The 21765-nt window shown below is 53.2% G+C and carries 23 protein-coding genes; 5 read left to right on the forward strand and 18 right to left on the reverse strand.

Annotation, left to right across the window (positions count from 1 at the left end; all coding sequences use genetic code 11):
• Nucleotides 1–40: 40 nt before the first annotated feature.
• The 4 genes from BN7444_RS03715 (at nucleotide 41) to BN7444_RS03730 (ending at nucleotide 4110) form a co-directional block, all read left to right on the forward strand.
• Entirely contained in the window at nucleotides 41–1888 is a 1848-nt protein-coding gene (locus BN7444_RS03715; protein ID WP_068455930.1) for an LTA synthase family protein, read from the forward strand.
• 95 nt (nucleotides 1889–1983) lie between these two features.
• Nucleotides 1984–2496, forward strand: a complete 513-nt coding sequence (locus BN7444_RS03720; protein WP_218016005.1) for a macro domain-containing protein — start codon at nucleotides 1984–1986, stop codon at nucleotides 2494–2496.
• Entirely contained in the window at nucleotides 2493–2618 is a 126-nt protein-coding gene (locus BN7444_RS09565; RefSeq protein ID WP_281189446.1) for a hypothetical protein, read from the forward strand. The genes BN7444_RS03720 and BN7444_RS09565 overlap by 4 nt, the downstream gene beginning before the upstream one ends.
• Nucleotides 2619–2956: 338 nt before the next feature.
• A protein-coding gene (locus BN7444_RS03730; protein ID WP_135122023.1) for an IS3 family transposase occupies nucleotides 2957–4110 on the forward strand; the annotation gives its coding sequence in 2 pieces (ribosomal slippage) (nucleotides 2957–3238 and nucleotides 3241–4110; 1152 coding nt in all).
• 172 nt (nucleotides 4111–4282) lie between these two features.
• Here BN7444_RS03730 and BN7444_RS03735 read toward each other — a convergent pair.
• From BN7444_RS03735 to BN7444_RS03795, 11 genes are all read right to left on the reverse strand, one after another.
• On the reverse strand, nucleotides 4283–5290 hold the full coding sequence (locus BN7444_RS03735) for an SH3 domain-containing protein (RefSeq protein WP_068455942.1): 1008 nt from the start codon (nucleotides 5288–5290) through the stop codon (nucleotides 4283–4285).
• Nucleotides 5287–5805 carry a zinc ribbon domain-containing protein gene (locus tag BN7444_RS03740; protein ID WP_082941256.1) on the reverse strand — a complete coding sequence of 173 codons (519 nt, stop codon included), beginning with the start codon at nucleotides 5803–5805 and terminating at the stop codon, nucleotides 5287–5289. Before BN7444_RS03740 ends, BN7444_RS03735 begins: the two co-directional genes overlap by 4 nt.
• A gap of 144 nt (nucleotides 5806–5949) precedes the next feature.
• The gene (cysE, locus tag BN7444_RS03745; RefSeq protein ID WP_068455945.1) at nucleotides 5950–6531 is read right to left on the reverse strand and encodes a serine O-acetyltransferase; all 582 of its coding nucleotides are present in this window, start codon (nucleotides 6529–6531) and stop codon (nucleotides 5950–5952) included.
• 2 nt (nucleotides 6532–6533) lie between these two features.
• The gene (gene cysK / locus BN7444_RS03750) at nucleotides 6534–7412 is read right to left on the reverse strand and encodes a cysteine synthase A (RefSeq protein ID WP_068455948.1); all 879 of its coding nucleotides are present in this window, start codon (nucleotides 7410–7412) and stop codon (nucleotides 6534–6536) included.
• Nucleotides 7413–7937: 525 nt separating this feature from the next.
• Nucleotides 7938–9091, reverse strand: a protein-coding gene (locus BN7444_RS03760; protein WP_135122023.1) for an IS3 family transposase whose coding sequence is annotated in 2 segments (ribosomal slippage) — nucleotides 7938–8807 and nucleotides 8810–9091 — 1152 coding nt in all. Because the reading frame shifts where the segments join, the coding sequence is not laid out codon by codon here.
• Nucleotides 9092–9496: 405 nt separating this feature from the next.
• The gene (locus BN7444_RS03770) at nucleotides 9497–10570 is read right to left on the reverse strand and encodes an iron-containing alcohol dehydrogenase family protein (RefSeq protein ID WP_068455954.1); all 1074 of its coding nucleotides are present in this window, start codon (nucleotides 10568–10570) and stop codon (nucleotides 9497–9499) included.
• Between the two features lie 88 nt (nucleotides 10571–10658).
• Entirely contained in the window at nucleotides 10659–12503 is a 1845-nt protein-coding gene (locus tag BN7444_RS03775; RefSeq protein ID WP_068455957.1) for an acyltransferase family protein, read from the reverse strand.
• Between the two features lie 179 nt (nucleotides 12504–12682).
• Nucleotides 12683–13579 (reverse strand): DegV family protein, encoded by an 897-nt coding sequence (locus BN7444_RS03780; protein WP_068455960.1) that lies wholly within the window; start codon nucleotides 13577–13579, stop codon nucleotides 12683–12685.
• Between the two features lie 103 nt (nucleotides 13580–13682).
• A complete protein-coding gene (locus BN7444_RS03785) occupies nucleotides 13683–14489 on the reverse strand; it encodes a metal ABC transporter permease (protein WP_068455964.1) in 807 nt (268 codons plus the stop codon).
• The gene (locus BN7444_RS03790) at nucleotides 14489–15151 is read right to left on the reverse strand and encodes a metal ABC transporter ATP-binding protein (RefSeq protein ID WP_068455966.1); all 663 of its coding nucleotides are present in this window, start codon (nucleotides 15149–15151) and stop codon (nucleotides 14489–14491) included. The genes BN7444_RS03785 and BN7444_RS03790 overlap by 1 nt, the downstream gene beginning before the upstream one ends.
• On the reverse strand, nucleotides 15148–16242 hold the full coding sequence (locus BN7444_RS03795) for a metal ABC transporter substrate-binding protein (protein ID WP_068455968.1): 1095 nt from the start codon (nucleotides 16240–16242) through the stop codon (nucleotides 15148–15150). The genes BN7444_RS03790 and BN7444_RS03795 overlap by 4 nt, the downstream gene beginning before the upstream one ends.
• A gap of 147 nt (nucleotides 16243–16389) precedes the next feature.
• On the opposite strand from BN7444_RS03795, the gene BN7444_RS03800 reads away from it, so the two are divergent.
• A complete protein-coding gene (locus BN7444_RS03800) occupies nucleotides 16390–16797 on the forward strand; it encodes a Fur family transcriptional regulator (RefSeq protein ID WP_068455971.1) in 408 nt (135 codons plus the stop codon).
• Nucleotides 16798–16832: 35 nt separating this feature from the next.
• Here the strand turns inward: BN7444_RS03800 and BN7444_RS03805 are convergent, their stop codons facing one another.
• From BN7444_RS03805 to rlmH, 7 genes are all read right to left on the reverse strand, one after another.
• Nucleotides 16833–17897: an FAD-dependent oxidoreductase gene (locus tag BN7444_RS03805; RefSeq protein WP_068455974.1), complete on the reverse strand. Its 1065-nt coding sequence runs from the start codon at nucleotides 17895–17897 to the stop codon at nucleotides 16833–16835.
• Nucleotides 17898–17941: 44 nt separating this feature from the next.
• Nucleotides 17942–19102, reverse strand: a complete 1161-nt coding sequence (locus BN7444_RS03810) for an MFS transporter (protein WP_068455977.1) — start codon at nucleotides 19100–19102, stop codon at nucleotides 17942–17944.
• A gap of 233 nt (nucleotides 19103–19335) precedes the next feature.
• Nucleotides 19336–19752 (reverse strand): hypothetical protein, encoded by a 417-nt coding sequence (locus BN7444_RS03815; protein ID WP_068455980.1) that lies wholly within the window; start codon nucleotides 19750–19752, stop codon nucleotides 19336–19338.
• A 3-nt stretch (nucleotides 19753–19755) separates the two neighbouring features.
• The gene (locus BN7444_RS03820; RefSeq protein ID WP_068455983.1) at nucleotides 19756–20517 is read right to left on the reverse strand and encodes an NADPH-dependent oxidoreductase; all 762 of its coding nucleotides are present in this window, start codon (nucleotides 20515–20517) and stop codon (nucleotides 19756–19758) included.
• Complete coding sequence (locus BN7444_RS03825) at nucleotides 20517–21029, reverse strand: hypothetical protein (protein WP_068455989.1); 513 nt, start codon at nucleotides 21027–21029, stop codon at nucleotides 20517–20519. Before BN7444_RS03825 ends, BN7444_RS03820 begins: the two co-directional genes overlap by 1 nt.
• A gap of 64 nt (nucleotides 21030–21093) precedes the next feature.
• On the reverse strand, nucleotides 21094–21276 hold the full coding sequence (locus tag BN7444_RS03830) for a CDIF630_02480 family spore surface protein (protein WP_068455991.1): 183 nt from the start codon (nucleotides 21274–21276) through the stop codon (nucleotides 21094–21096).
• Nucleotides 21277–21285: 9 nt separating this feature from the next.
• Nucleotides 21286–21765 (reverse strand): 23S rRNA (pseudouridine(1915)-N(3))-methyltransferase RlmH, encoded by a 480-nt coding sequence (rlmH, locus tag BN7444_RS03835; RefSeq protein WP_068455994.1) that lies wholly within the window; start codon nucleotides 21763–21765, stop codon nucleotides 21286–21288.

Below are 21765 nucleotides of genomic sequence, written 5' to 3' on the forward strand. Positions count from 1 at the left end.
TGGTAAACTGTTTGTAATATTTTATTGAAAGGAGATGGGCATGAAGCGTCAAACTTTTCGTTGGTGGCCCTTTCTTTTTATGGCGGTTGCCGGCGCCGTAATTACGCTGTTTACTTTGTACTATGCCTGCGGAAGCGGACCCGAGCGGGAGGCGCTCTTCGCCTCTTATCTGACTAACCCCCTGCTGTTGTTTATGAATTTTCTTCCGGTCTTTTGTGCCTTGGTTTTTCTCTATGCCTTAAGCGGCAGGATGTGGCTGAGTTTTTCTCTCACGGGGCTTTTGTTTTTTGCGCTTTCCGTGGTGCAACAGTTTAAGCTCATGTATCGGGATGAACCTTTTGTCATGCCGGAGATTTTGCTCTTTCGCGAATCGCTGATGATGAAGGGCCATTACCAATTGTCGATCTTTGCCTCCAATCCCGTGACCTTAATCGGTCTCATCGTCATGATTGCCGTATCCGTGTTTTTGTTTTTAAGGGACCGGAAGCCTTTGGTAGGCAGGGGGCGGCGGCTTTTGCTGCTCCTGTCGACGGCGGCCATTGTTTTTGTTTTTCAAGGCTTCAGCGGTCCTTATTTTTCATCGAAGGTCTATGCCCGGATGGGCGAAAATGCGCCGATCAATAACTTAAATTCCACGGAGAATTACAAGGCCCGCGGGCTGGTGTATCCCTTTGTGATGAGCGGGCGCATGTTCAGCGGCAACAAGCCCGAGAACTACGACAAGAAGCTCGCCGCCACGATGTGGGAGAAGGTGAAGGAGCCCGAGGTGCCCGAGGAGAAGAAGGTGCACGTGATTTCGGTGATGCTGGAATCTTTTGCCGACTTTTCCGTCTACGACAATATTCCCATTCACAGGGACGTGTATGATTCTTTCCACGCCATTCAACGGGAGGGCGTGCACGGCCACATGATCGCCGATATTTTCGGCGGCGGCACGGTAAACTCGGAGCGTGGCTTTTTGACGGGCTTTTCCGGCACGGGCTATGCGGAATCCGTCGCCATGATGAGCGACACTTTTTCCCACGTGCGTTATTTTAAGGACAACGGCTACACCGCCGAGGCGCTGCACCCGATTTACGGTTGGTTTTACAATCGAAAGAATGTGAATCCCCGCCTGGGCTTCGACGAGTATTTGTGTTACGACAATTACTTCCAAGAGGTGGAAGAGAGGGAGGGGGATACGGATTGGCTCTACACCCGGGACAATCACTTTTTCCCGGAGGTGGAAAAGCGCATGAATGCCGCCGTCGCCGAGGGGAAGTATTACTTTTCCTACGCCCTCACCTATCAGGGCCACGGCCCCTATCCCGATTACAATGCGGCGGACAGGCATTATGTGGACATGATGGAAGGACAGGATCCCAAGGACTGGGCGATTTTCAACAATTACCTGTCCAATATCGCCGCCACGGACGATGCTTTGGGCCAATTTGTGGAAAACCTCAGGAACCATCCGGAGCCGGTGGTGCTGATCTTTTTCGGCGACCACAAGCCCGGGCTCGGCGAAGGGGACAGCGGCTACAAGAGCATGGGGATCGACATCGACCTTTCCACTTTGGAAGGCCAGATGAATTACTACACCACGCCCTATGTGATTTGGGCCAACGACGCCGCCAAGGCGAAGCTGGGCAAGGATTTTACGGGGGAAGGTCCGGATCTGAGTCCCTTCCTCCTGATGCGCTATCTCTTCGACACCATGGGCTGGCCCCACGACGCCATGATGGCGGTGCAGGACGAGTATCTGCCCGAAACCACGGTGCTTCATATGCCCTATATTCGAAAAGACAGCGAGTATAGGTTGGTGGATGACGACCCGTCTCTGGCGGAAATGGTGCGCCAATACCACTGCATGGAATACTACCGCGCCAATGAAAAGGTAAAAAAATAAGGTCGCTTAGGCGGCCTTTTTTATTGGATTGATTGCTTTTTTTGCGGCCCTTCGATAGGCTGAATGTAAGACATTGTGCGGAATGAAAGGAGCGAATGATGAGAGGATCCGTCGAAATGATTTTAGGGGACATTACCACTGTGAAGGCCGATGCCATAGTGAATGCGGCCAACGAAGGATTGGTGCGGGGCGGCGGCGTCTGCGGCGCTATTTTCCGCGGCGCGGGAGGCAAGCTGGATGCTGCCTGCCGCATGATCGGCCACTGCGACACCGGAGATGCGGTAATGACGCCGGGCTTCGATCTGCCGGCGGATTATATTATTCACACCGTGGGCCCCGTGTGGCGGGGCGGCGGCGAAAACGAGCCCGCCCTTCTCGCCTCCTGCTACGACAAATCCTTGGCTCTCGCCGAGATCAACGGGCTGAAATCCATCGCCTTTCCCTCGATCTCCACGGGCATCTTCGGCTACCCCACGGATGAGGCGGCAAAAATCGCCGTGGAAAGGGGCCTGGCCTTTGTGGAAAACCACGCCATGAAGGTGATGTGGGTGCTCTTCGACGAAAAGACGAAGGCCACTTACGATGAGGCCTTGGCGGAGGCGAGATGAGGGCGAGGGATGAGATTACTTTGCTTAAATACACCGGCTCCGCCGTGTTTGATGTGGCGGTAGCGAAAAAGATCTGCCGCTTTGCAGAAGAGAAAGGGATTGGGACGACGGTGGAAATGTAGGGTTTTCTTCTTTTCCTTTTTCTCCTTCGCACACCACTTTTGCCTTGTTTTCAAATAACACACCTTTTGTTTGGCGTAAACTATTTTCTTTTTCACAAATTATATCTTCGCATTTGTTTCCGGGGGAGGGAAAAAGGGCGTCAATTCTGTGGCGATAAATTTTTTAAAGCGTAGCCGACGTTAGAAAATCAAAAAACTCTCTTCGCTGAAAATTTATTCTTACATGGCTTTTAAACCCGGGGAAGGGGCTAGGGCGTTGCGATTCGCCCTGGATAGGCTACAATAATTAGGACAGTTTCCTTAAGGTGTGGTATCTTATGATCAACAAGGAGGATCAAATGGAAAAAGCACCTAGAAAAAGAAGAGCCTTTTCAGACGAGTTCAAGCAGCACGTGGTGGATCTTTACGAAGAAGGCATGAGTCGACAAGAGATCATTCAGAAATACTCATTAACCCCTTCCGCCTTTGACCGCTGGGTTAGCCAATTCCGCACCACCGGTACCTTCAAAGAGACGGTGTCGTTAAGTGAATCGGATCAGGAAAAGATTGCATTGCGTAAAGAGATTCAACGGCTCAAGATGGAGAATGACATTTTAAAGCAGGCCGCGCTGATACTTGCGGAGAAAAACGATACGTCATCGATCGTTTAAAACACAAATACCCGGTATCAGCGCTTTGCAGAGTATTAGGTATCAGCCGTTCCGCCTACTACTACCGGCCGAAAGCTCTTTCCGACGATGCGATCGACCTGGAGATCAAGGTCCGTGCCATTTTTCGTGCAAGTCGCAACGTCTATGGCGCACGCAAGATAAAAAGTGAATTAGAAGCGGAAAACATCGTCGCCTCCAGGCGACGAATTCGCGCCATTATGAAGAAGCTTCATTTGGTTTCCGTTTACACCAAAGCAAAGTACAAACACCATCCGTCAAAGAAAAACGAAGAGCAAATACACAACGAGCTCAACCGCGAATTCAGTCAACGTCAGCCGTTGGAAGTCATCGTTTCTGATTTGACCTACGTTCGCATCCATCAGCGCTGGGCCTACGTTTGTGCCATCACCGATCTTTTCAATCGCGAAGTCATCGGTTACTCCTGCGGCTTACGTCGCGACTCTGCCCTCATACAACAAGCATTCGACACCATCCCTTACCCACTAGAAGCCATCGGCTGCTTTCATACCGACCGAGGGAAAGAATTCGATAACAACCATATACGTGCCCTCTTAAAAGCCAACCACATCAAACGCTCGCTGAGTCGCCCCGGCAATCCCTATGACAACGCCGTGGCAGAAAACATATTTAAGAGCTTCAAAACAGAATTTTTAGAGAGAGAAACCTTTCAAAGCCTGAATGACTTAAGAGAGAAACTCAGCAGTTATATTCAATGGTGGAACAGCGTGCGAAGACATACAAGTCTTGAAAACATGACCCCTCTCGCATACCGAGAAAGAGAGGGGATAAAAAGCAAGCCCGTCGTTCGAGCGACACCTTAACAAAAGTGTCCAAAAAACTGTTGCCATTCCAGGGCGAATCGCAACGCCCTAGCCCCTTCCCCGGGTTTAAAAGCCGTATAAGAATGGATTTTTATTCAAAATAGAAAATCGGATTCTAATCAGTTGGCTATGCAATTAAATAAGGGCCTTGGGAGGAATCTCCCGGATAATTTTAAAATTCGCCGTTCAAGGTGCGGTAGGAGATCCAGCCGTCGCCGATATTGCACCAGGTGCGAACGGAATCGGCCCGCGTGTCGATGACATAGACCTCGGCGCCCCGCGTCAGGGTATAGGCCACGGGATAATTCTTTCCCGGGCCCGTGCGCACATTGGCTTCGGCGGCGGTGACGTATTGAACCGTATAGAGAATGCGGCTGGCCTCCGACGCCTTCTTGGCGCTTTTTTCAGCCGACGCCTTGGCCTTGGCGGCCTCGGACTCGGCGGTGGCGACGCGAATCTTTTCGTCGCTTAAATTCTTCGCCCCTTGCTTCACTTCCTGCTTCAAACTTTCCAGGCGGTCGTTCGTCGGCGCCACGGCGATGAGGTTATTCACCATGTCCATGGCCCCTTCGTAATCGTCGCCGTCCATCAGGGCGCGGATCTTCGGGCTCGCCGCATCCACCACATCGTCGACGCCCTTGCGCGCCTTGTCGGAAAGATCGTTGTCGTGTTGAACGATGGCATTATACATGCGCAGGGCCTCGGCGTAGGAGCCGTTGGCCAAAGCATCTTTCGCCTCGTCTAAAAGTTCCACGTCCTTGGCCATGGTTTTGGCTTCCTTGGTCTTCTCCTTATAGACGCCGCGATTGGTGATTTCGTAAAGCTTTTCGTATTGCTCCCGGGCCTTGTCGAAATTTTCGTCTTCGATGGCGGCGGCAGCGGATTTTTCCAAACTGATCCGCCGTCCGGTGCGGTAGATAAAGACGGAAAGAACCAGGAGGACGATGATCCCCGCCACGGAGGCGGCGATGAGTGCGCCCTTCTTCTTGCCGGAAGATTTTTCTTCCGCATCCTCCTCGTTCCGCACATCGGCATAGGCATAGGCGGGGTCGCTTTCGTAAGCGTCCACCGGGCGGATCGGCGTCGTGTCCGAGGATTCTTCTCGGGAAAGAACCTGACCACAGGATTTACAAAATTTCGCGTCGGCGACATTGTCTGCGCCGCAATTTAAACATTTCATAATACGTCACCTAAAAAGGGTATCGAAAAAAGGGTTAAGCCTGACAGAAGCACGAAGAAAATCCAGAATCCGCCGAGGACTAATTGAGCGATAAAACAAATGAATCCCGCCCGATTCCACGTGTCCTGCACTTGGGCAAACTCTTCCATGTCGCGGTAGCGATTGTTTTGAAGGGCCCATTCGTTGCCCTTGAAGCCGGCGACGAAAGACATGATGATGCCGACGAAAGGCACGAGGCACAGGAGCGTTATGTAACAGCGATTGCCGATTCCCCAAATCATGGTCAGGGAAAAAGCGCCCCAGTTAAAGCGGCCGGGCCGTTGGCGATTGTAGGGATCCTTCATCCGATCCGGCACCGGAGCATAAGGTTCGTTATAGGCGGCGGATTGCATGGTCCACGTGTCATCCGATGGAAAGCTGTCCTGTTCGTAGCCGGCATCGTCTACAGGCGCGCCGCAACCGGTACAGAACTTGTCGCTGGGAAGCAATTCCTTGCCGCAGTGAGTACAAAACATAGCAACCTCCTTTGTAAAACCATGGTATATTCTTTTGAAAACAATTTCAATATGAAAAATAAAAAAGCGGGCATAAAAAACAGCGTCCTCTTCGGACGCCGCCAAAGGATTTTGCGAACGTGCTTCGGAAAGCCTTTTCGATCATTAATTTTGTGCGTATTTTCCGTGATGAGGCTCGCGCTCGAAGGTGAAGGAAAAATCCTCAGGCACGACGGGATGGGCGTCATGGGCGGGCACCCCTACCACCGTCTCCCCGGCAGGCACGGAGTGAAGCACCACGGCGCCTGCCCCCACCTTGACCCCTTCGCCGATGGTCACGGGTCCTAAAATCGTGGCCCGCGCGCCGACCATGGCCCCGTCTTTCACCGTAGGGTGGCGCTTCGTCTTGCTCAGGCCGCGGCCGCCTAAGGTGACCCCGTGATACAGAGTCACGTCGTCGCCGATCTCCGCCGTCTCGCCGATAACCACGCCCATGCCGTGGTCGATAAAGAGCCTTTCGCCGATTTCCGCCCCCGGGTGAATCTCGATGCCGGTCTTTCTCCGCGCCCGGTGGGACAGAAAGCGGGCGAGGGTCGTGTAGCCCCTCTTATAGAGGCGGTGGGCACGGCGGTGGCTCAAGAGGGCCGCCACCATGGGATAGAGAAACATGGCTTCAAACAAATTTCTGCAGGCCGGGTCCTTTTCCAAAATCACCCGCCCGATCTTCCTGCGCTCCTTAAACAACATGGCTAAAACAATTCCGTGGACATATAACGCTCGGCGGCATCGGGGAGCACGGTGACGATATTGCCCTCAAAGCGTTCGGCCAGCTTCACGGCTGCCAGCACATTGGCCCCGGACGAAATGCCCACGCTCAGGCCTTCCTCGGCGCTCAATTTCTTCGCCATGGCGATGGCATCGTCGCCTTTTACGGTGATCACCTCATCCACCACTTCGGGATCGTAATTGCCGGGAATAAAATTGGCACCGATTCCCTGAATCTTGTGAGCATCCGATCTGTTTTCCGTAATCAGAGGACTTTCCGCCGGCTCGACGCCTACGATATAAGTGTCGGGATTTTTCGCCTTCAGAGCGCGGCCCACGCCGGTCACCGTGCCGCCGGTGCCGATGCCCGCCACGAATACCGATACATCGTCGTCCAAGGCCGACAAAATTTCAGGGCCCGTGGTGAGTTCGTGGATCCGCGGATTGGCGGGGGTGTTAAATTGATCCGGCATGAAATACTCGCCCGTGGCCGCCATTTCATTGGCCTTGTCCACGGCTCCTTGCATGCCGCCTTCTTCGATTAAAATCAATTCGGCGCCGAAGGAGCGGATCAGAGCCTTGCGCTCGTCGCTCATAGACGCGGGCATGACGATGGCCACCTCATAGCCCATTTGCTTGCCCACCATGGCCAGGGCGATGCCCGTGTTGCCCGACGTGGGCTCCACGATCTTCATACCCGGCTTCAGAGCGCCGCGGGCTGCGGCATCCTCGATCATGCCATAGGCCACCCGGTCCTTAATGGAGGCGGCGGGATTATTCTTTTCCAACTTGGCGAAAATGCGTCCGTCACCCATGGATAACTGCACGAGAGGTGTCTTTCCCACTGTATCTAAAACATTCATTACAAAACCAACCTTTCAACTCAGATTTAATGGCTATTGTATCGCTTCGTGAAGAATAAGTAAACCAAAAAATTCCCCGGTTCACTCAGAAGAGTGAGGCGGGGAAGAAAAAAGTGTTTTTTAATTTATAGTACATATGATTGTGATGTGCTTTTTCTTTTGACCTAAAATAAATCTTCTTCAACAGTTATTTCCGGGGGCGGGAAAAAGGGCGTTGCGATTCGCCCTTATCCCGCCCCCGGACCCCCACCCTTTAACCCTAACGCTTTTCTAATGTGCGGAACCCTGGCGGGTTCCGATTCCTATTGGGCTTCTTTGCTCAAGAATGAAAATGAGTTGGGCGAGCGTTGATTTTAAAAAAAGGACGCTAGCCCAACTCACATTCTATCTTCCGCAACACATCCCAACAGGAATCAAATGCCGTCAGGCATTTGCTCTGCTAAAAGGCGTTTGTGGGTGGATGGGGATGGGGCCCCGGGGAAGGGGCAGAGGGCTGGAATGGCAACAGTTTTTTGGACACTTTTGTTAAGGTGTCGCTCGAACGACGGGCTTGCTTTTTATCCCCTCTCTTTCTCGGTATGCGAGAGGGGTCATGTTTTCAAGACTTGTATGTCTTCGCACGCTGTTCCACCATTGAATATAACTGCTGAGTTTCTCTCTTAAGTCATTCAGGCTTTGAAAGGTTTCTCTCTCTAAAAATTCTGTTTTGAAGCTCTTAAATATGTTTTCTGCCACGGCGTTGTCATAGGGATTGCCGGGGCGACTCAGCGAGCGTTTGATGTGGTTGGCTTTTAAGAGGGCACGTATATGGTTGTTATCGAATTCTTTCCCTCGGTCGGTATGAAAGCAGCCGATGGCTTCTAGTGGGTAAGGGATGGTGTCGAATGCTTGTTGTATGAGGGCAGAGTCGCGACGTAAGCCGCAGGAGTAACCGATGACTTCGCGATTGAAAAGATCGGTGATGGCACAAACGTAGGCCCAGCGCTGATGGATGCGAACGTAGGTCAAATCAGAAACGATGACTTCCAACGGCTGACGTTGACTGAATTCGCGGTTGAGCTCGTTGTGTATTTGCTCTTCGTTTTTCTTTGACGGATGGTGTTTGTACTTTGCTTTGGTGTAAACGGAAACCAAATGAAGCTTCTTCATAATGGCGCGAATTCGTCGCCTGGAGGCGACGATGTTTTCCGCTTCTAATTCACTTTTTATCTTGCGTGCGCCATAGACGTTGCGACTTGCACGAAAAATGGCACGGACCTTGATCTCCAGGTCGATCGCATCGTCGGAAAGAGCTTTCGGCCGGTAGTAGTAGGCGGAACGGCTGATACCTAATACTCTGCAAAGCGCTGATACCGGGTATTTGTGTTTTAAACGATCGATGACGTATCGTTTTTCTCCGCAAGTATCAGCGCGGCCTGCTTTAAAATGTCATTCTCCATCTTGAGCCGTTGAATCTCTTTACGCAATGCAATCTTTTCCTGATCCGATTCACTTAACGACACCGTCTCTTTGAAGGTACCGGTGGTGCGGAATTGGCTAACCCAGCGGTCAAAGGCGGAAGGGGTTAATGAGTATTTCTGAATGATCTCTTGTCGACTCATGCCTTCTTCGTAAAGATCCACCACGTGCTGCTTGAACTCGTCTGAAAAGGCTCTTCTTTTTCTAGGTGCTTTTTCCATTTGATCCTCCTTGTTGATCATAAGATACCACACCTTAAGGAAACTGTCCTAATTATTGTAGCCTATCCACCCTCTGCCCCTTCCCCGGGGCCCTCATGACCTATCCCGACGAGGGTCGCGAGTCGTAGGAAGGTCAGATGCAGTCTTACACCGTTTCGAGGAGGCGAAGCCGAATCGAAACGGATGTATAGTTGTACATCCCCATCCACCCACAAAACGCTTTTTATATGTGCGGAACCCTTACGGGTTCCGATTTTTATTGGGATGTGCTGCACACCGAGCTTTTTCGAAACGGATAGATCGTTGTCCCACCCACAAACGCCTGTTAGCAGTGCAATCATGACCTACGACGAAGGAGCTCAGCACGAAAAAAACCCTGTTTGCAAACAGGGTTTTGTTTTGCGCTTATTTTAAGCTGCGGCCATAGGCGTCTGCCATTAAGGCGGCGGCTTTTATTTTTTCGATGGAAATGGTTTTGCTTGCCCGCTTGTATTCCGTGGTTTCCGGAACGAAGGTCATCATTTCGTCCAGGTCGTCGGCGGTCAGCCCCACATCTTCCAAGGTAATGGGCAGGCCGATGGATTGGTTGAAGCGGGCGATCTTTTTCAGTTCCGCCTCGTTGCCGTCGTAGGCGTGGAGCACCATGACGCCGAAGGAGACCACTTCGCCGTGAAGGTAATTGCCTTCTCTCGGGATCAAACAGGCGGCATCGAAGAAGATGTGGGCGATGTAGGAATTGTAGTAGAAATCCGGTTGATTGGTGAGATTGCTCACGTAACCCGTGGAGACCAAGACGTCCAGGGCGATTTCTTCCACGGCCCGGGAGACCCGGTTGTGCTTCACATCTTCCAAGCCCTCTTTGCCCCATTTCAAGAAGGGCTCTTCGCAGGTTTCGGCGATGCCCACGCCCAGGCGGGCCATGTGGCTCAGGTCGTCGCCCTTCGATGCGGAAAGGACTTCCGCCTGTTTGCTGATGCCGTCGCCGATGCCGGCCCAGAAATAGATTTCAGGAGCTTCGGCGATGATTTTCAGGTCGATGAAGATATCCGAGGGGGACTTGGGAAATTCGTAGCCCCGCACCCGGCCGTCTTCGTGATAAACGACGGCGATGGCGGTCATGGCCGCGCAGTTGGAGCAGATGGTGGGAAAGGAAAAGGCGGGCTTGTCGACGCGCAGGGACAGCACTTTCGCCGTGTCCAGGGCCTTACCCCCGCCGATGCCGAAGATAATATCGGCCTCTTGAACGGCGGGCTCTTTCATAAGGCGTTCGATGTTTGCGTCGGTACATTCCACCCCGTAGACAAAGGTGCCGGTGATGGCCACATCCGTGCCCTTCAGGACATCTTTTATTTTTCCCGAAGCGGCGTCCAGGGCGCGCTTTCCGCCGACGAGGACGGCTTTTTTAAAGCCTCTCGAAGCGAGCACCTCGGGCAATTCGTCGTATCCGTCTTTCGACAGATGGTAATTCGGCATATACATAGTCGTTTTCCCCTTTCGTTATTGCGAGATGGAAAACACTATACACCCGCCTTGCCCTTCGGTGCAAGAAGAAAGGGAGAAAAATATATTATTCATCGGTTTTCTTTTCGTTCTGCGTCGCCTCGACTTTATTTTCTTTCGTCGATTGCTTATCTACCTTTTTCTCTTCGGTCTTCGGTTTCGCCTTGACGGGCTTCACCGAAGGCATAATGCCTTTGGCCACTACTTGAGGGAAGAGGTAGAGGCCCAGATTTTTCGGGTGAGTGTGGTCGGAAATAAAGATCTCGTCTTCTTCCTTGGCGATTTTGTGCCAGTCGATGAGGTGCACCCGCTTCGAGGCCTTGGCGGCGGCGGCGAGCTTTTGATTCACCGGCTCTTCCCAGGGATCGGGCATGACGGTGTTGACCAAGTACACCGGGTGTTTTCCCGTGGCGGCGATTAAGCTGTCCAGCACCTTTGTATTAAAGTCGTAATTGGTGCCCAGCTGTATGACGATGGGCGCGTCGGGAGAAAGAGCACTCAGGTCGTGGTTTTCCAAAATCTCTCGGCCTTTGGCCATTTGGCGGTTCTTTTTTCCGTCCACGGTGAATTTCGGCAGAATCATTTTAATGTATTCCGCTTCCATTTCCGTCAAACTGTCGCCGATCATGAGCCCGTCGCGCTCGGCCAGGGCGTTTATGTCCTTTTCGCCGAGAGCTACCTGGGGCCAGCGGCGATTGATCTCCTTGATTTCGTCGGAGAGGTTTTCGTCGTCCACAGGCTCGGGCTCTTTTGCCTTGGCCTCGGCTTTTTGTTTCGCCTCGATTCGCTTTGCCTCGGCCTCTTCCTTGGCGGCGATGCGCTTGGGACTGAAGGCCACGGAGCCGATAAGGGTGAGGACGAGGACGGCCGCCGCCGATGCGGAAAGGGCACGCTTCTTCTTTATGGGATGCTTAAAGAGGCGGTAGGTGCCTTCCCCTAAGAGGAAGAGCACGGGCAGTTGGATGAGGACCACGGCGAAGTAGGGCAGTTCGCTGTGGGAGAAGGCCTGTTGAAAAAGGAGCATCACCGGGTATTGCCACAGGTAGAGCTCGTAGCTGCGCTTGCCGAAGTAGCTGAGCACGGGATTTCCCAAGGCTTTGGCGGTGGCATTGTCGTCTTTTGCCGTATAGAGCAAGAGGGCCGCGCCCAGGACGGAGAAGAGGGCCATACCGCCGTAGTAGAGGAAGCCGCCGCTTTTAAAGACGACAAAGCAGAGGAGCATGGCTGCCAAAAGCCCTGCCGCCTGGGGCGCTTTCGCCTTTTGGCTACGGCTGAAGCTACCCTTTTCCCCTACGAGGCCGGCCAATGCGCCGATGGCAAAGGCGAAGTAGCGGGTGTCCGTGCCGTAATAGACGCGGGTCATGTCTTTGACGAAGGGGGTCATCATGGGCATTAAGAGAAGGGAGACGGCTCCGGTGACGGCGAGAGACAGGGCGAGCTTGCCCCGATCTTTGCCGCAGAATCGTCTGAGGATCGCCCAGATCAGATAGAATTGGATTTGTGCCGACAAGGCCCAGAAGTGGGTAAAGGGCAAAAATTTTCCGTGGAGATCGAAGTAGGAAAAGCCCCGAAGGATCTGTTGCCAGTTGTTCACGCCGAAGATGGCGCTGATCCCCGATGCGGCCACGTCGCGAAATTCCGCCTGAAAGGCCACGGCGGCGATAAAGAGCACCGCGGCCACGACAAAGACCAAAGGCGGCGTGAGCTTTTTGTACTGCTTTACAAATTTTTTAAAGGGGTCGTGGTTTTTTTCCGCCAGGTGTTGGCGCATGAGCAGATAGCCCGAAAGGAGAAAAAACATGACGACGCCCAGATAGCCCCCGGCGATTTTGTGGGGATAAAGGTGGTAAAGGATCACGCCCCACAGGGCCAGGGCGCGGAGTCCGGTAAATGATTTGATTTCTTTGTGCAAGTCTGCCTCCTGAATCACGGCGGGTGCCGTTTTGTAGCCGCCGCTCACCATTCGGGAGGCGAGGGCATCTATGGGCTAAATGTTATCACAAGCTTAGGCCCATGAAAAGTTTCTTTCCCTTTTAGGAAGAAGAACTTTTTGCGAAATAAAAAACCGGCCCGAAGAGCCGGCTCTCATCTTTATTTATTCATAAGGGACAGTTCGTCGGGATCGCCGGAAAAGGTGACGACGCAGATGTCCGGTCCCGTGTGGGCACCGATGACGCAACCCACCCGAGGGCTCGTGTCGATGTTTTTCTCTTCCATGCCCATGTCTTTGATGAGGAATTCTTTTACCTGAGCCACGCGCTCGGGCCAATCGCCGGAGTAGACATAGACTCTTTGATTGGGATTAAAGACGCCGCCTTTGGAATGCTCTTCCATGTACTTTCTCAGCTTCTTTAAATAGGCTTTATGGCCGCGGTAGACGTCCAGCACTTCCAAGGTGCCATTTTCCTTTTCCAGTTCCAGCAAGGGGCAGAGCTGGAGCACGCCGCCGGCGATTTTCGTCGCCTTGGACACGCGGCCGCCCCGGTGCAAATATTCCAATGTGCCCACGGTAAAGCATTCGTGGGAGGTGGTTTTGATCTTGTTCAGGTAATCCGCAATGGCTTCCAGGCTTTCGCCCCGATCCCGCAGGATGGCGGCCTTTAATGCCAATAGCCCTTCGCCGAAGGTGGCGGCTTTGGAATCCACCACGGCGATCTTTCCCGGATAGTCTTTTTCCAACATGGCCTTCACCATTTCCGCCCCTTCATAAGAGGAGGACAGGCCCGAAGACAGACTGATGTATAGGACCTCATGGCCTTCTTCCAGCGCTTCTCTAAAGGCGTCTTCCAGCACGCCGGGAAGCACCCGGGAGGTGCGATAGACGGTGCCTTGGCGCATATTGTCGTAGAAGGTGTCGATGTCGATGGCCTTGCCCGTTTCAAATTCGTTCTCTCCGTCGGTGACGGCGATGGGCAGCTCCACGATTTGGGCGCCTTCCCGCATTTTAAAATTTAAATCCGAACCGTCGTCGGTAAATATCTTTATCATGATTCGCTCCTTGTGGCGTCATTTATTATCGAGTCCTTATTATCTTCGATAGTCTTTATATTACGTGTTCGGACATTTAAAGTCAACGACGAGCCTTCTATCCTTACTTTTTCGCCCCCGCCACTTGCCTTTTTGCCATTAAAATGATCAGGGTCACCACGCCGAGCATGACGATGCTTCCCCCGGGCTTCAAGCCCAGATAGTAGGAGAGGGCGAGGCCCGCTTCCGTAAAGAAGATGCCGAAGAGGATGGCGGCCACATGGGTCTTCTTGTAGCTCAGTTTCAGCTGCAGGGCGCAGGAGACGGGAAGCACCAAGAGGGACGAGATGATCAGCACGCCCACGGTGCGGGCGGAGATGGCCACGGTGAGCCCCGTCAAGAGGACGAAGATGCCGCTCAGTCGATCGGCGCGAATTCCGGCCAGGCAGGCGGAAATGCCGTCGAAGGAGAGGTACAGGAGCTTTCTATAATTTAAAACCAAAAAGACGACAACGGCCAAAGACACGGCGAGGATCATGTAAAATTCAAAATCCGTTATAGCCACGATGGTGCCGAAGAGGAAGGATTCGAAATTAGCCCCGCCTTTGACGAAACCCGAAAGAATGGAGGCCATGCCCACGCCGGTGGACATGATCACCGCCGTGGAAATTTCTCCGTAAGAGGGAAAGCGGCGGCGAATCCATTCCATGGACAGGGCGGCGGCGGCACAGGTGAGGACGGCGCCTAAAATGGGATTGATGCCGAGCAAGAGCCCCAGCATGACCCCGGCCAGAGACACGTGGGACAGGGCGTCGCCGATCATGGCCAGTCTGCGGTTCACGATGACCACGCCCATGGCGGGGATCACGATCGAAAGCACCAGGCCCACGATCATGGCCCGAATCATATAATCGTATTGAAAAAGCTCCATCAGTCTCGGCTCCTTTTTTCAAGCACGCCGTCTTCCAGGACGTAAATGCCGTCGATGATATCTTCGACTAAGTGCAATTCGTGGGTAATCATTAAAATCGTCATGCCGTGGGCGTCGTGAAGGTGGCCCAAAATGTGAAACAGCTCTTCCCTCGCCTTAAAGTCGATGCCCGTGGTGGGCTCGTCTAAAATAAGCACGTCGGTCATGGAGATCAGGGCCTTGGCGATTAAGACGCGCTGCCGCTGCCCGCCGGAGAGGGCGCCGTAGAGCCTGTCTTGAAAGCCCTGCAGGTCCACGAGGGAAAGGGCATCGTCGATGCGGTGCTTGCGCTCCCCTTCCGTGAGCTTTTCTCCGTAAAGGCCCAAATCCACGATCTCCCGCACGGTAATGGGAAAATCGTAGGAAGAGGTCATGAGCTGTGGCACGTAGCTGATGCGGGAAAAGTCCGTGTCCTTGCCCAGGGGCACGCCTTCGTATTCGATAACGCCCTTATCGGGCACCTCGATGCCCAACAGGAGCTTGATCAAGGTGGATTTCCCCGAGCCGTTGGCCCCTATAAATGCGAGAAAATCTCCCTGTTGAACAGAGAGATTCACTCCTTTTAATACCGCATTTTTCCCGTAGGAAAAGTACAGGTTTTTTACGCCGTAAATTTCTTTCATCGCAATGCCGACTCCAGTATTTTCAGATTGCTTTCCATGCGTTCAAAGTAGCTCTTGTCGGTTTCGTATTCCATGGGATCCAGTTCCTTCACTTCGGCACCCGTTTCCGATGCGATGGTTTGTGCGATTTTGTCGTCGCCCTCCGGTTCCGTAAAGACGGTTTTAATGCCCTTAGCCTTCATGAGATCGATGATGTCTTTCATGGCCTTGGGATCCGGTTCCGACTCGGAATTAATGCCTTCGATGGGAATTTGGTTTAAGCCGAATTCCTTGGCCAGGTAGCCGTAGGCTTCGTGACTGACGACGATGTCTTTGTGCTTCACATTGTCCAACACTTTTTCAAAGGATTCGTCAAGCGCTTCAAATTGACCTGCGAGCTTTTCGTAATTGGCTTTGTAGAAATCCGCATTGTCGGGATCTTTCGCCGCCATGGCTTCGTAGATGTTTTCAGCCATTTCTTCCGCATTGTCCGGAGACATCCACACGTGGGGATCCATGCCGCCGTGATCGTGTTCGTGATCTGCGGCTTCGTGTTCGTGATTGTCGTTGTTATGGTTGTGATTGTTGTGGTTATTGTCGTGATTATTGTTGTGGTTGTGGTTGTCGTGGTCGTGATCGTGTTCCGTCGCCTCATCTTCGTCGTGGTGATGGTGATGGCCGCCGGCCAACAATTCGATGCCCTTCGACGCTTCCACTAAGCTCACGTCGCCGTTTAAGGTATCCTTTAAGGAGTCGGTGAAGGATTCCAATCCGGCGCCGTTGTAGATAAAGAGATCCGCGTCGTTTAAGCCGTTAATGTCCTTCGGCGAAGGCTCGAAGCCGTGGACCCCTTGGCCCTTGGGAATCATGCAGCTGACCTCGGCCTTGTCCCCGGCGATTTCCCGTGCGAGATCGCGAAGGATGTAGGTGGTGGTCACCACTTTCAGGCTTTGGCCCTTGGGCTTTTGGCTCTCGGTGGCTACGACTTTATTGTCGTTGTTGTTATTATTGTTATTGTTATTGTTGTTATTGTCGTTGTTCGCCGCTTTCGTTCCGCAGGCGGTAAGCATGAGCGCGGCACAGGCCACGGCGATGATTTGTTTTGCTTTCATTTATACCTCCAAATAGAAATCATTGTTATTTAACGCTACTAAGTATACCACTTTTCTCGGCTTAATGGGAAGTATTTTCATTAATTTTTTTCTCCCCGCTTTTCTTTTTTGCGTCCATGGCTTATGATGATTCCGGGAGGGTGGCCAATGGAAAATTTATTAAGGGAAAAAGGATTGAAGGCGACGAAGGGTCGCCTGGAGGTCTTGAAAATTTTAAAAGAGGCGGCGCGTCCCATGAGCGCGGCCCAGGTTTTTCGCGAGACGCCGAAGGATATGTGCGCCTCGCTGTCCACGGTCTACAGGATTTTAAATCAACTGACCGAGGCGGATATTTTGCAGGCGTCCCTGGAGCAGGACGAGAGCACTTATTACGAGTACCGAAACGAGGAGCACCGCCACTACATCGTCTGCTCCCGCTGCGGCAAGCTCGCCCCCATCGACGACTGCCCCTTGGACGCATTGGAGAAGCACATTCTCCGCTCCACGGGCTACACCATTACGGGCCACCGCTTTCAGCTGGAAGGCATATGCCCCGATTGTTTGAAGAAGGAATAAAGAAACCGACGAAGCTTAGGCCTCGTCGGTTCTTTTTATTTCATGTAGCGTCGGTCGATCATGTCTTTAATGAGCCAGGGTATGTGGCCGTAAAGGGAAAAGGATCCGCGATTGAACAGGGCTTTTTTTCCGCCGCCGTTAATGATCTGCAGGTAGTTTTCCTGAGGAGTGTAGGAACGAAGGTCGTCCTCCCCTGCCAATGCCTTCATGAGATTGTGGTAGAGGATCGGGGCTTGGCGTATGGCGAAGACTCCCGCCTTGGGCAAGCGGGGCCAATCTTTCAATGTGACCATGTCCCCCATGGCGAAGACATTGGGCGCCGCCTTTAAATGGGAATCCACGTAGACGTAATTGGATTCGGTGACGTCAAAGCCTTTGTACTCCACTTCCACGCCGGTAAATCCCGTAGAGAGGATCAGATAGTCGTAGGCGTAGGCTTCGTCCCCCGCCTGCACTTTCTCCCGATCCACCCCGCGGACCGTGGTGGATTCGTAAAGGTCGATGCCCTTGTCCTTCAAGAGGCGGCGCAGCCTTTCCCTGGAGGCGGTATTCATGTTTTTCGCCACTTCCCCGGAGGTGAGCAAAAGAACTTCCCGGAAATCGTAAGCGGCTTTCAGCGCCAGGGTCAGCTCCACGCCGGAAGCCCCGCCGCCGACGATGACCAGCCGCTTTTCTTTCAGCCCGCTCGCCTTATTCAGCTGCTTTTTAAATGCTACGGTGCGGGCGATGGGCTTGACGTAGCTCGCTTCCCTCCGCTCCAGGAGAAAAGGTTCCTGAGAGCGCACGCCCAGATTCATGGAAAGGATGTCGTAGGTGATTTCCCCGGAATCGGTGATCACCGCGTTTTTTTCTCTGTCTATGGTGCGAATATCGGTCTCGATGTAATTGACCCCCGCCGCCTCGGCCAGGGCCCTCACATCGAAGGCCATTTCTTCTTCACAATAGATGCCTTCCACATAGCCTGCCAGCATGCCGGAGTAATACTGCTTGGGGTAATCGGTGATTAATGTAACTTCCACGCCGCAAAGGGGCTTTTTCGCAAATTTCTTTAAGAGGAGGATGTGGCCGTGGCCGCCTCCCGCCAATACCAGATGTTTCATTCCCGCTCCCTTCTTTCATAGAAAAATCGCCGAATGCTTCTGTCTTATTTCGTCTTTCCCTTTCGAATCACCAGGGCGAGGACGACGCTCGCGGCGGTAATGGCCATGTTTAACAGCACCACCCGCTCGGGCCCCTCTGTGCCCGATGCGGCGGTAATGGCTCCCGCCGCGGCGAGGACCACGTAATTGGCCAGAGACGATGCCATCATGACCACGGAGGTGATCTTCCCCTTGTGCTCTTCGTAGAGGCCGTTGGCTTCCGCCACCACCAGCTGCAGAACGCCGCCGGCACCGCCGTAGCCGATGAAGAAGCCGCCGATTAAAGGCGAGACCGGGCTCTTCACGAAGTAGGTATAGGCCAGGGCACAGAGGCACAGGGCCGGATAGAGGACGAGGACGTCTTCCGTGTCGATTTTCTTCAGCACGACGAAAGCCGTAGCCAGGACGGCGACGATGGTCCCCGCCGCGTAAACCGACTGTATCATGGAAGGATCTTTCATGCCGTAGAGGCTGCCCAGCTCCTGATTGCAGTTGAGCCACAGGGTAAAGGTGGCGGTGGCGGTAAAGCCCATGAGCACCACGGGCACGATGCCCCGCCGTAGGCCCATGGGGCGCTCGTCCTTCGCCGCCCTTTCCCCTTCATCAGGAAAGGCCGCCGTGAAGATCAAGAGGCCGTCCACGGCGATAAGCGCGCCGAAGAGGATAAAGACGGCGGTGTAGCTTAAAGATTTTGCGGCAAAGAAGCCGATGACAAAGGGCAGCACAAATTGACCCAAAGACATGGCGAATTTCGTAAACATATTGGCCCGCGGGCCCCTTTCCTTAAAGAGCTCCATGACCGTAGGGGTGACGCAGGTATCCAAAAAGGAATTGGCCATGCCACCGATGATCGCCGCGGCATAGGCGGCCTTTGCCGAAGGCGCATAGGCGATTCCGAAAAAGTACAGGGCGTAGAGAAAGACGCCCCAAAGGCCCGAGGTCTTTCGCCCCCGCCGGTCCGACACATAGCCGGAAATGGGCAGGGCCACCAAACGGCCCAGGCCCAAAGCGGCGATGACCTGGATCACCGCGGAAATATCCGCCGCACCCCAAGCGGTCTGTAGGGCGGATTTGTATTGCGAGAGAATGGATACGCCGATGCCGTGAATAAAATAGGTGAAGTACAGGGGCAGGGCGGTGCGATAAATTGACGGTTTGTTTTTCATAATCACCTCGAATTTTCCACAAAAAAAGTGACCCGCGGGTCACTTTTCCCGGCTTGACGCCGACTCGATGGTATGCCATTCCGATTTTTGGTAAGCAACAGTAAGTAAGAAACAACTCTAAGTATTTAAACTTATAGCTAGGAGTAAGTCGGCATATTCGTCCATCGATAAAGGTATTATCACATGAATCCGCTATGCCGTCAAGGGTTCTTTATCTATTCTTACCGAATTTCTTATATGCCCATCATGTCCCTGAGGGCGTCGTAAATGCCTTGGGTCATGGCCCGAAATTCCACCGGGGTTTGTTTTTCGTTGACGGAGATCATTTCTCCGTTCAGGAAATTCATGGTGACGGAGAGCATGCCTTCTTCAATTTCCACGTAAAAGCCAAGCCGCTTGTCTTCGATGACGGCTTCAAAGCCGTAGCTGTCCCCGTCTAAAATACGAATGCACTCGTCGTAAATGGCGGTGAGCTCTTCGAATTTAAAGAAGCTGTCTTCCGCTTCAAAGGGCGCGCCCTCGTGCATCCCTTCGATTTTCGTAATCAAGTAGTCGGTGCTGAAACCCGTGCCCACGCCCCAGCCCGGCGGGTACTCGAATTCCAAAATTTCCACATTGATTTCCGTATTTCCCTGTTTTAAATGAAGCATGGCCTATCTCCCGTTCACTAAATGAAAGCCCTGCTCTTCGGCGATTTCGGCGAGAGCGGCGCGATTTTTTGAGGCGCCCTGTAAGCGAGCCACCACTTGCTTCGAAAAGGAATCCACCCGCCGGTTCGCATCCCTTAAATCATAATAGGTCTGCATTTCTTCGTCGTAATCGGCGATGGCCTCCATGTAATTGTCTTGAACCACGTAGCTGTCGGTAAAGCACTTCAGCTCCATGGGCATGCGAGGCTTGAGCTGCGGCACCTGATCGGGACGGCCGAAGCCCAGTCCGAAGACGGGGAAGGTGAGCTTGGGCAGATCCAAGAGCTCGATGACGGCGCGGGCGTCGTTTAAAAGGCTTCCCAGATACACGGCGCCCAGGCCCGCCGCCTCGATGGCGTTGGTGACGTTTTGCCCCGCCAGAACCGCGTCGGTAAAGCCTTGGAAGAAGCGGTCGCTGTCCGCCTCGGCAGCCAGTTCGAAGCCTTGTTCCCGGGCGATGCGGCTGTTGCGGTAGACGTCCACGATAAAGACCCACAGCTCCGGCGCCCGGGCGATGTAATCCTGACCGCCGATTTCCGCCAGAGCTTTTCTCTTTTTCTCATCGACGATGCGGATGATGGAAAAGGACTGCATCCCCGTGGATGTGGCCGTGTGATTGGCCACTTCTTTCAGCGTCTCCACCAGTTCCGGATCCACGGGCTCCTGTTTAAACTCCCGAATGGTCACGTGGTTTAATTGCTTTTCGAACAGCTTTTTATCCGCCATTACTTCCTCCTTTGTTTTTCCTTCAGCCGGCGAATCCACATTTCGCCGATTTCCGCCGTGGATTCCATGGTCTTAATCTGCATGCGCAGAAGGCCCTTTAGGGATTCCGCCAGATAGGCGTCCTCTTCGTCGGATGTGGTTTTAAACAGCCCTCCCCGATCCTTGCCGTAAAGTTCGATGACCATTTCCCCGGGGCCGCCGCCCTCTCCGTGTTCCACTTCCACGGCAAAGGGCGACTCGGCCATGGGCATCAGGGCCGAGCTCTGACGCATAGCGGGTAGATTGATCTGTGAGGGATCGAAAAATTCCTCGTCGCCGAAGATCCGCTCGCTTAAATAGACGCCTTCGTCGGTGATTCCGTCGACGGAATAGAGGCGCTCTTTCTCTCCCACGAGCCACAATCCGTCTCCCGCTTTCAGGCGAGAGCGATAGGCCTCTTCCACGGCTAAAAAGCCATCCTCGTCGGGGAGCTGATCCGTATACAAGTAATAGGCGCGATTTCCCTGTGCCATAGCTTCTCCCATCTCTTTAAAAAGAAAAGGTACCGACTGTGCCGGTACCTTTCGCCTTCAACGCTTATTTTGCGTTTTCGTTCATCCATTTCATGGATTCTTTAACGGCTTCGTCTGTAGGGATTTCGACGCCGGTTTCCGGATCCTTGCCGGCTACTTTGCCGTAAATGTCGGATGCGGGAGCGTGTTCATCGTTTTGGTTTTCTTGTTCTCTTCTTGCTTTTGCTTCTTGTTCTTTTTTAGACATTATTTCCTCCTATTTGTGGTACACATGGCCGGCGTGAATTCGCGCAGCCCGATATATCTGTTCCATTAAGACGACGCGCATGAGGGTGTGGGGCAGGGTCATTTCGGAAAAAGACAGGAGCCAATCGGCCCGCGCCTTCACGGCGGGCGACAGTCCCATGCTGCTTCCGATGACAAAGACCACATCCCCGTCGGTCGTTTCAATGAAATCATACAATTTTTTTGAAAAAGCCGGTGAATCCACCTGCTTTCCCTCTATCGCCAGGACGATGACTTTGTCCCGGGGCTTTATCTTTGCGAGTAGGCGCTCGCCCTCCCGTTGCAGAACCCCTTCCGCCTCTTTGGCCGACAAGCTTTCCGGAGCGCGCTCGTCCTTCAGCTCCACGATTTTCGCAGGCGTGTAAGGTCGAAGACGCTTCACATACTCGGAAACCAAGGACTCCAAGGCGCGGTCCTTTAACTTTCCCAGGGCCAGTACCTGAATACTCAT

Source organism: Peptoniphilus pacaensis (assembly GCF_900088125.1).
GTDB classification, from domain to species: domain Bacteria; phylum Bacillota; class Clostridia; order Tissierellales; family Peptoniphilaceae; genus Aedoeadaptatus; species Aedoeadaptatus pacaensis.

Excerpts from the sequence above, each read along its gene's own strand:
- BN7444_RS03715 (WP_068455930.1), top strand. The coding sequence starts at position 41 with ATGAAGCGTCAAACTTTTCGTTGGTGGCCCTTTCTTTTTATGGCGGTT.
- BN7444_RS03720 (WP_218016005.1), top strand. The coding sequence starts at position 1,984 with ATGATGAGAGGATCCGTCGAAATGATTTTAGGGGACATTACCACTGTG.
- BN7444_RS09565 (WP_281189446.1), top strand. The coding sequence starts at position 2,493 with ATGAGGGCGAGGGATGAGATTACTTTGCTTAAATACACCGGCTCCGCC.
- BN7444_RS03735 (WP_068455942.1), bottom strand. The coding sequence starts at position 5,290 with ATGAAATGTTTAAATTGCGGCGCAGACAATGTCGCCGACGCGAAATTT.
- BN7444_RS03740 (WP_082941256.1), bottom strand. The coding sequence starts at position 5,805 with ATGTTTTGTACTCACTGCGGCAAGGAATTGCTTCCCAGCGACAAGTTC.
- cysE (WP_068455945.1), bottom strand. The coding sequence starts at position 6,531 with ATGTTGTTTAAGGAGCGCAGGAAGATCGGGCGGGTGATTTTGGAAAAG.
- cysK (WP_068455948.1), bottom strand. The coding sequence starts at position 7,412 with ATGAATGTTTTAGATACAGTGGGAAAGACACCTCTCGTGCAGTTATCC.
- BN7444_RS03770 (WP_068455954.1), bottom strand. The coding sequence starts at position 10,570 with ATGTATATGCCGAATTACCATCTGTCGAAAGACGGATACGACGAATTG.
- BN7444_RS03780 (WP_068455960.1), bottom strand. The coding sequence starts at position 13,579 with ATGATAAAGATATTTACCGACGACGGTTCGGATTTAAATTTTAAAATG.
- BN7444_RS03785 (WP_068455964.1), bottom strand. The coding sequence starts at position 14,489 with ATGGAGCTTTTTCAATACGATTATATGATTCGGGCCATGATCGTGGGC.
- BN7444_RS03790 (WP_068455966.1), bottom strand. The coding sequence starts at position 15,151 with ATGAAAGAAATTTACGGCGTAAAAAACCTGTACTTTTCCTACGGGAAA.
- BN7444_RS03795 (WP_068455968.1), bottom strand. The coding sequence starts at position 16,242 with ATGAAAGCAAAACAAATCATCGCCGTGGCCTGTGCCGCGCTCATGCTT.
- BN7444_RS03800 (WP_068455971.1), top strand. The coding sequence starts at position 16,390 with ATGGAAAATTTATTAAGGGAAAAAGGATTGAAGGCGACGAAGGGTCGC.
- BN7444_RS03805 (WP_068455974.1), bottom strand. The coding sequence starts at position 17,897 with ATGAAACATCTGGTATTGGCGGGAGGCGGCCACGGCCACATCCTCCTC.
- BN7444_RS03810 (WP_068455977.1), bottom strand. The coding sequence starts at position 19,102 with ATGAAAAACAAACCGTCAATTTATCGCACCGCCCTGCCCCTGTACTTC.
- BN7444_RS03815 (WP_068455980.1), bottom strand. The coding sequence starts at position 19,752 with ATGCTTCATTTAAAACAGGGAAATACGGAAATCAATGTGGAAATTTTG.
- BN7444_RS03820 (WP_068455983.1), bottom strand. The coding sequence starts at position 20,517 with ATGGCGGATAAAAAGCTGTTCGAAAAGCAATTAAACCACGTGACCATT.
- BN7444_RS03825 (WP_068455989.1), bottom strand. The coding sequence starts at position 21,029 with ATGGCACAGGGAAATCGCGCCTATTACTTGTATACGGATCAGCTCCCC.
- BN7444_RS03830 (WP_068455991.1), bottom strand. The coding sequence starts at position 21,276 with ATGTCTAAAAAAGAACAAGAAGCAAAAGCAAGAAGAGAACAAGAAAAC.
- rlmH (WP_068455994.1), bottom strand. The coding sequence starts at position 21,765 with ATGAGTATTCAGGTACTGGCCCTGGGAAAGTTAAAGGACCGCGCCTTG.